Source organism: Micromonospora sp. NPDC003776, from assembly GCF_053605645.1.
The window spans coordinates 1-1,913 of sequence record NZ_JBSGJR010000867.1 but is presented as its reverse complement, the minus strand read 5'-3'; the positions used below and the strand labels follow the sequence as shown (position 1 = coordinate 1,913).

General features: G+C 72.1%; 3 protein-coding genes. 1 reads left to right on the top strand and 2 read right to left on the bottom strand.

Features of this window, described 5'->3' with window-relative positions; translation table 11 throughout:
- Both ACWEVO_RS35890 and shbA read right to left on the bottom strand, forming a co-directional pair.
- Positions 1 to 242, bottom strand: a 242-nt coding sequence (locus ACWEVO_RS35890) for an anti-sigma-D factor RsdA (RefSeq protein ID WP_452311845.1), incomplete at its 3' end; no start/stop codon positions are given.
- On the bottom strand, positions 239 to 817 hold the full coding sequence (gene shbA, locus ACWEVO_RS35885; RefSeq protein ID WP_452311844.1) for an RNA polymerase sigma factor ShbA: 579 nt from the start codon (positions 815 to 817) through the stop codon (positions 239 to 241). The genes ACWEVO_RS35890 and shbA, both read right to left, overlap by 4 nt.
- 175 nt (positions 818 to 992) lie before the next feature.
- On the opposite strand from shbA, the gene ACWEVO_RS35880 reads away from it, so the two are divergent.
- Positions 993 to 1,913 (top strand): ABC transporter ATP-binding protein (locus ACWEVO_RS35880; RefSeq protein WP_452311843.1); only part of this gene is annotated, 921 nt, incomplete at its 3' end.

The window sequence follows — 1,913 nt, the reverse complement described above, 5'->3', positions numbered from 1 at the left end:
GCCGGCGACCCGGCCGGACGGTCCGGTGTGGCCCGGGCGGCCACGGGCGCCGGCACCGCCGGCCGGACCGACGCCGGGACGTCGTCGTCGAGGTCGGCGTGCCAGGCGGCGAGCATGGCCGCCACCGCGTCGCCGTCGGGCGCCGGCTCGCCCCGGCCGAGGGCGTCGAGCAGCACGTCGTCACGGGTGAGGACGTCCAGGTCCATCGCCTCGTCGCCGCCGCCCGGCGTGCGCTCACTCATGCCGCCACCTCGTCAAGGGAACCCTCGGCAAGGGTACGGAGCCGGGCCAACGCCCGGGACTGGGCCATCCGCACGGCCGCCGCCGTCATGCCGACGATGCTGCCCACCTCGTCGGCGGAGAGGCCCACGGCGACCCGCAACAGGATGATCTCCCGCTGGGTGTCGGGGAGTCGGCCCAGCAGGGCGGACAGCCGCCGGGCCAGGTCGGTCGAGACGGCCTGCTGCTCGGGGCCGGGCGCGGCGTCGGGGCGGTCGAGGGGAGCGTCGGTGGGCGTGACGGCGGCGTCCCGGACGGCCGCGCGCTGCGCGTCCGCGACCTTGTGCGCCGCGATGCCGTACACGAAGGCGGCGAACGGCGCGCCCTGCTCGCGGTAGCGGGGGAGGGCGCGCAGCACCGCCACGCACACCTCCTGGGCCACGTCGTCGGCGGTGGTGTACGCGCCACCGACCCGCCCCAGCCGGGCCCGGCAGTATCGCACCAGGCCGGGATGCACCTCGGTGAGCAGCGACGTCATCGCCGCACGGTCACCGTGGACGGCTTGCCGGACCAGCTCCGGGTCCACTGCTCGGATCATGGGGTTGCGAGGCACCTTCGTTACCGACGGGTTAAGCGCACCGTACTGAAGCCGCCTGGTTTCCGCACCTCTTGCGCTGGGTAGCGGGGTGACGCCGCAACGAAGTCGCCAGGATCGTGTTGCGAACCGGGCCGCTCCTGCGATGTCTCACTCGAAAGAGGCGATGGGAGGGTTGATGGGCGTCGAGGTGGCCGTGCAAGGGCTGACCAAGTCCTTCGGTGGGCATGCAGTCTGGTCGGACATCACCCTGACCCTGCCCGCCGGGGAGATCTCCGTCCTGTTGGGACCCTCCGGCACCGGGAAGTCGGTGTTCCTCAAGACCCTCGTGGGCCTGCTGCGCCCCGACCGCGGCTCCATCGTGATCGAGGGAAAGGACCTGCCCCGGCTCTCCGAACGCGAGCTGTACGAGGTGCGCAAGCTCTTCGGCGTGCTGTTCCAGGACGGCGCCCTGTTCGGCTCGATGAACATCTACGACAACGTGGCCTTCCCGCTGCGCGAGCACACCCGCAAGTCGGAGTCGCAGATCCGGGCCATCGTCACCGAGAAGCTCGACATGGTCGGCATGGGCGGGGCGGAGAAGAAACTTCCCGGCGAGATCTCCGGTGGCATGCGCAAGCGGGCCGGTCTGGCCCGCGCCCTGGTGCTCGACCCGCAGATCATCCTCTTCGACGAGCCGGACTCCGGGCTGGACCCGGTCCGCACCACCAACCTCAACCAGCTCATCATCGACCTCAACCAGAGCACCGACGCGACGTTCCTGATCGTCACCCACGACATCAACACCGCCCGCACGGTGCCGGACAACATCGGCATGATCTACCACGGGCACCTGGCCATGTTCGGGCCGCGGGAGATGCTGCTGTCCAGCACCGAGCCGGCGGTCCGGCAGTTCCTCAACGCCGAGCGGATCGGCCCGATCGGCTGGGCGGAGGAGAAGGACGCCGACGAACTGGCCGCCGAGGCAGCGGCCGGGATGGAGCCGCCGCCGCTGCCGCCCATCCCGGCGCAACTGTCCCCGTCGAACGGCCTGCCCCGCCGGGCGGAGCGCCCCGCGGGGCAGTGGTGCCGGGAGCACGGCGTCACGCCGCCGCCTGGG